This is a genomic window from Duncaniella muricolitica, assembly GCF_910574735.1.
GTDB classification, from domain to species: domain Bacteria; phylum Bacteroidota; class Bacteroidia; order Bacteroidales; family Muribaculaceae; genus Duncaniella; species Duncaniella muricolitica.
In genome coordinates this window covers 1-5,901 of record NZ_CAJTCF010000128.1, presented here as the reverse complement: position 1 = coordinate 5,901, position 5,901 = coordinate 1, and the positions used below count along the sequence as shown (strand labels likewise).

Below are 5,901 nucleotides of genomic sequence, written 5' to 3'. Positions count from 1 at the left end.
TCTCTTCGACAAAACTAAATCTCAAAATTTCAATGTTCTCTACGACCCAAGTGGACCAAATTTATTTAATTTTTAACTAGCTCCCATTTTTATGGGACACTAGTGAACGCATCTATTACCTTATACCTGCGCTTAAAAACACAATCTACTATTTTATTATGAGAACTCTCGTACTGACTGCCTTATCGGCGGCCGCACTCTTAGGCGCAACATCCGCACAAGCACAATACGAAAACAAGATAAAGGTGCAGCCTACAGGCCGCATACTCCTCGACGGAGCAGTCTATGCTCCCGACGGACCTCTTTATGAGGACCGCGATGCCGAGGGTCAGGTCGTATCGGCCGGTCCGAGCTTTGCCGACGGGGTGGCCCTCCCCGACATACGTATGGGCGCAAAGGTGAGCTATGGCCACTGGCAGGCTAAGATTGATGTCGGTTATGGCTATCAGAAGCTCGGATTCAAGGATGTGTATATCCAGTATAACATCAATCCGGAGAACTATCTGCGCGGAGGTTATTTCGTGCATCAGTTCGGTCTCAATGCCGCTACATCAAGCTCTATGAAGCCGGCTATGGAGGCTGCATCCACCGACGATTTCTTCAAGGCCACCGGCCGTAACGTCGGTCTGGAATTTGTCCATGACAAGGATCAGTTCTTTACCGGAGTCAGTGCCATTGTCGACGGCACCTCTATGTCAAAGCCGGCCAATGAGCAAGGCAAGGTAAGTGTGGGCGGTCTCACACGCCTCGTGTATCGTCCTCTGCGTCAAGAGGGACTCATAGCCCAGGTGGGTATGTCGCTCTGGTATCAGTCGGCCATGCACAGCATCGAGGACAATGGCGAGACATCGGAAGGCTTCTTCAACTATTCGGCCAATTTCCCCACTCGTGTCAATAAGATAGGTATGCTCGACGCTCATATCGGCGATGCCAAGGGGGTGTTCAAGCTTTCGCCCGAACTTGTGTTGGCTTATGACCGCGTTGCTCTCGAGGGTCAGTATTACTATATGAACATCGCCCGTCACAGCGACCTTGCCTCTTATAAGGCACAGGGTGTGTATGGATTTCTCCGCGGACTGCTTGTGGGCAACTCCTACGGTTATTCACACGGTGACGCCGGTCTGGCCACTCCCGCGCCAAAATCGCTTGAGCTGATTCTCGGCTACAATTACACCGATGCGTCATGCCACAAGGCCGGCATATATGGCGGCCGCTCCAATGACTATTCGGTCACTCTCAACTATTACATCAACAAATACATGCTTGCCCGTCTGCGTTACTCTTATACCGATGTGCGCGACAGTGAGGTGCTTGGTTTCCACAAATGTCATGTCAACACCATCCAGGCACGCTTGCAGATACTCTTCTAAGAGGGCTTGACAATAATATAAGGAATGTCGGGTGTAGGAAGATGAGTGAGGCTTATGGCCTGACTCACTTCAACACCCGACATCTTTTTTTGATGGTGTTTAACATTTGTTATTCAACACCCGTCTGGAGCCGCATGCAATAATTCAGAGTTTGCGGAGTTATTATATTGTATAATAGTAACCGAAAATGAATTTTTGCAGAAACGTGTTTCTTGTGTGTGCCATGTTGCTGGGAGGAGTCTCGGCTGTGTCGGCTCAGGACAAGAACGAATTTAACCCTATAACCACAGGTGTGACTTCGCTGGGCATAGCCCCCGACGCCCGCGGAGCCTCGATGGGCGACCTCGGCGCGGCCACTGACCCTGACGCCAATTCGCAATACTGGAACCCCTCGAAATATGCCTTCGCTTACAGCAAGGGGGCTGTCGCGCTCAGCTATACTCCGTGGCTGCGCAAACTTGTCAATGACATATATCTGGCCAATCTCTCGGGCTACTGGAAGCTCGGCGAGGAGGACAATCAGGCTATTTCGGCCTCGCTGCGCTACTTCTCGCTCGGTGAGGTGGTGAGCAATACTCCGGGTAATACCGGCAGCCAGACCATCAATCCCTATGAGATGGCTTTTGACGTGGGCTATTCGCGCAAGCTGTCAGAGAAGTTCTCGATGGGTATAGTGTTTCGTTACATATATTCCGATCTGGCTTTCGGCACATCCGAGACCGACAACTCATCGGGTGCGTCGGCGTTTGCGGCCGACATTTCGGGCTATTACACCACATATCCCATTATCGGGCGTAATGAATGCCAGTGGTCATGGGGCTGGAACATATCCAATATCGGCTCGAAGCTCAACTATGCCAACGGCTCCAATAATCAGGCATTTCTACCGACCAATCTGCGCATAGGCACAACCTTTACATTTCCCCTCGCCGACTATCACAATCTCGCGCTGAGTGTCGACCTCAACAAACTGCTGGTGCCCACAATGCCGCGTCGCTCGGATTATGCCGACGATGAGGAGGGTGGGCAAGAGTTTGCCAAGGCCGAGGCCGACTGGCGCAATATGTCGTCGATTACAGGTATATTCAAGTCGTTCAACGATGCTCCCGGCGGCATGAAGGAGGAGTTGCGCGAGATTTCCTATTCGCTTGGAGCCGAGTATAATTACAATCAGCAGTTCTTCCTGCGTGCGGGCTACTATTACCAGCATCCCATGAAGGGCAATCTGCAATACTTCGGCATCGGAGCCGGCTTCGCGCTCAATGTGCTTCGTCTCGACGCATCCTATATGCTCGCCACGGCCCAGACCTCGCCGCTCGACCAGACGTTGCGCTTCACTCTTACTTTTGACATGGACGGACTTAAAGAAATATTCGGACGCAGATGAGAATAGGACAAGGATATGATGTACATAAGCTCGTGGAAGGACGCGAGCTCATACTGTGTGGCGTGAAGGTGCCTTATGATAAAGGACTTCTCGGCCAGAGTGATGCCGATGTGGCTCTTCACGCACTGGCCGACGCTCTGCTCGGCGCGGCCGCCATGCGTGACATAGGCTATCACTTTCCCGACACTGACCCTGCCTACAAGGGTGCCGACTCGCGCCGCCTGCTGCGCAGGGTGGTCGAGATAATCGGAGAGAAGGGCTATCGGGTGGGTAATGTAGATGTTACCATCGTGGCTCAGCGGCCCAAACTGCTGACCTATATTCCCGAGATGATAGCCAATGTGGCAGCCGACCTTGCCGTCTCGGCCGATTGTGTTTCGGTCAAGGCCACGACAACCGAGCATCTCGGATTTACCGGCCGTGGCGAAGGCATCGCGGCAATGGCCGTCGCGCTGATTGAAAAAATTTAAGAAGACTCAGGGAGATAAGGGGAGATACGGGGAGATACAAAAGGACAAAAGACTCAGAAGAAACAAAAGTTTTTAATTATTCATAAACCACACGGTTTAATCCTGATTAAAAACTTTTGTTTCTTCTGAGTCTTTTGTCCTTTTGTATCTCCCCGTTGTTCTTACAGGTTCATAGTCACGCCGACGTTGATGCTTCGGGGCATGGCGGGGCCGTAGATGTAGCCCGAGTCGCGCAGTGAGCCGGTGTCAAAATCTTTCTGGTAGGAGTTGAATATGTTGCTTATGCCGGCCGAGAGGTCAAGATTAACTCGGTTGAACACCTTGAAGGTGTAGGTCAGTTTGGCCGAAGCATCAAAGAATGATTGTGTGGTCACGGCCATGTCGATGTCGGTGCCGGAGCCTTCCATATGCTGCACCAGCATCGGGCCTGTGGCCGTGCCGGTGAATGTGGCGCGCAGAGAGTGGGTAACCTCCCAGTTGGCTGTGAAGTAGCCATATACATCGGGCGTGCGGAACATCTTTTTCACCGCGGGCACTTCGGGATTGTCGCTCCATGCCTCGGGGCTCTTGTATCGGCTCCGTTGCAGTGTCACACCACCCTGGATGTCAAAATGCTTGGAGAAAAATGCCTTGGCCTCGATGTTCATACCCATCACACGGGCTCCCGAACCGTTGTAACGTTCGAGTACGGCATTGCCGTTGGCGTCGAGTCCGTCGAGCTGGCGGAGTGCAAAGACGTCGCGCAGATCGGTGTAGAAGCCTTCGATGAGAAGGTTGGTCTGGACGTTGCCAAACCGATGATACAGGTCGCCCGAGAGGCTCAGGCTCTGCGAGCTTTCCTGCTTGAGCCCGGGAGCGAGGACTGTCACTACGCGCTCACCGCCTACGATGGCTACATGGAAATCCTCGTCATAGGCCTGTGGCGAGCGGAAGCCCGTAGAGTAGGATGCGCGCAGGTTGACGTTGTCTGAGGGATTGTATCTCACGTTGAGGCGTGGCGATATGATGGCGTTGTGAATGAGCGAATGTTTGTCCACACGCGCACCGGCAAGAAATCCCCACCGCTCGTTTTTCCATTCGTTCTGCAGATAGCCGCTGTAAATGTTTACCGTCTGGAGGATGTCGTGGCCATATCCGATGGTAACATCATGAAGCCTGTTGTAAGAATACTCCAGGCCGGCCACAAGCTCGGCCGGCATAAACAGGAAGCGGTCCATCGGATGGGTCCACTGTGATCCGGCGGTCACTACGATGTCAGAGGTGCGGCCATAGGCGTCGGGGTCCATGTCGGAGCCGTAATAGCTCTGACGTTTGGTGTTCTGTGTGGCGGCAAATATCGACAGTTTGTCACGGCGGTCGCGCAACCACCAGTCAAAAGTAGCCTCGCCCGAGTTGATATTGTGGTCAACCTGCTCGGCTATCATGGCCAAGTGGGCCGGTTGGTCGAGCTGGTCGCCTCCGCGGCGATATTCGTGGGTGTTGTGATACTCGAGTGTCAGTTTGGTGTCGCCGCTTGTGCGGAAAAATGTTCTCGCACCTATTGTCTGCGCCTTGATCTGGGCTATCTCGGTATATCCGTCCTTGTTGTCGTCATATCCGTCACGGCTGCGGCTCTGTCCGTAGATAAAGATGCCGGCCTTGTTGTTGTCGGTTACCACCGAGGCGTTCATTGTGGTGTTGTTGTCGAGCGCGCCCGACACACCTATTGACGTGAGTGTGTGCGACACCTGGGCCGAGTTGGTGACAGGGTCTTTGGTGATGATGTTGATGGTGCCGCCCACAGCCGAGGAGCCGAAGAGGGCCGAACCGCCTCCGCGCATCACTTCGACACGGTCGATCATGTTGGCCGGTATGTGCTCGAGTCCGTACACTCCGGCCAGAGCGGAGAACACGGGCCGCGAGTTCATCAATATCTGCGAGTAGTGTCCGTCGAGACCGTTGATTCTCACCTGAGTGAATCCGCAGTTCTGGCAGTCGTTCTCCACTCTCACGCCAGGCTGGAAGTCGAGTCCGTCGGCCAGAGTGCAGGCTCCGACATTAAGAAACGTCTTTCCGGTCACCACATTTACGAGCGAAGGGCTTTCTCTGCGCTTGGTCTCGGTCTTGGACGATGTGACCACCACCTGGTCGAGCATGAAAGCGTCGGGAACGATGTCGAAATTCACTTCTATACTCTGACGTTTTTTAACGCTTGCGTTCTTTTTCTGGGTCACATAGCCGACCATCGAAGCCTCAAGCACATAGTCGCCCGGCTCGAGGTCGCGGATTATGTAATGGCCCGACGCGTCGGTCATGACTGCTATGTCGGTGCCGAGTATTCTGATGAGGCAGCCCGGTATGTGTTCGCCGTTTTCATCGTCAATGACATGTCCTCCGATGTTTGCGTCCGAGACTTTTGCGGGGATAGCATGCACAGAGATTAGCGATGCCAAGATTAAATTGATGATAAATAGCGTAGTACGAATCATAAGAATGTGATTACAGTTGGTAAAAAAATGCACGTGAAATTTCAGGCTGCAAAATTATAACAAATAGCACACCCGGACAATACCTAATAATGAAGTTGTTTAAACTAATTTGATTTGTGAAATTTTTTAAGGAAAATAACGATAAAAGCGAGGAAATTCCAACCTTTCCAACTGGAGACGGTGGTATCGAAGCGGTTGAGTACGGC

4 protein-coding genes and 1 pseudogene are annotated in these 5,901 nt (G+C 52.6%); 3 read left to right on the top strand and 2 right to left on the bottom strand.

Annotation, left to right across the window (positions count from 1 at the left end; translation table 11 throughout):
• Positions 1 to 158: 158 nt before the first annotated feature.
• The 3 genes from QGT73_RS16820 to ispF all read left to right on the top strand — a co-directional run bounded on the left by QGT73_RS16820 (position 159) and on the right by ispF (position 3,227).
• Positions 159 to 1,370 (top strand): porin, encoded by a 1,212-nt coding sequence (locus QGT73_RS16820; RefSeq protein WP_280123193.1) that lies wholly within the window; start codon positions 159 to 161, stop codon positions 1,368 to 1,370.
• A 187-nt stretch (positions 1,371 to 1,557) separates the two neighbouring features.
• A complete protein-coding gene (gene porV, locus QGT73_RS16815; protein WP_280123192.1) occupies positions 1,558 to 2,757 on the top strand; it encodes a type IX secretion system outer membrane channel protein PorV in 1,200 nt (399 codons plus the stop codon).
• Positions 2,754 to 3,227 carry a 2-C-methyl-D-erythritol 2,4-cyclodiphosphate synthase gene (ispF, locus tag QGT73_RS16810; protein ID WP_280123191.1) on the top strand — a complete coding sequence of 158 codons (474 nt, stop codon included), beginning with the start codon at positions 2,754 to 2,756 and terminating at the stop codon, positions 3,225 to 3,227. Before porV ends, ispF begins: the two co-directional genes overlap by 4 nt.
• Positions 3,228 to 3,388: 161 nt before the next feature.
• On the opposite strand, the gene QGT73_RS16805 is transcribed toward ispF, so the two are convergent.
• Together QGT73_RS16805 and QGT73_RS16800 are read right to left on the bottom strand one after the other, a co-directional pair.
• A complete protein-coding gene (locus tag QGT73_RS16805; protein WP_341874130.1) occupies positions 3,389 to 5,695 on the bottom strand; it encodes a TonB-dependent receptor in 2,307 nt (768 codons plus the stop codon).
• 104 nt (positions 5,696 to 5,799) lie between these two features.
• Positions 5,800 to 5,901 (bottom strand): annotated as a pseudogene (locus tag QGT73_RS16800) (IS5/IS1182 family transposase); the annotation flags it as partial.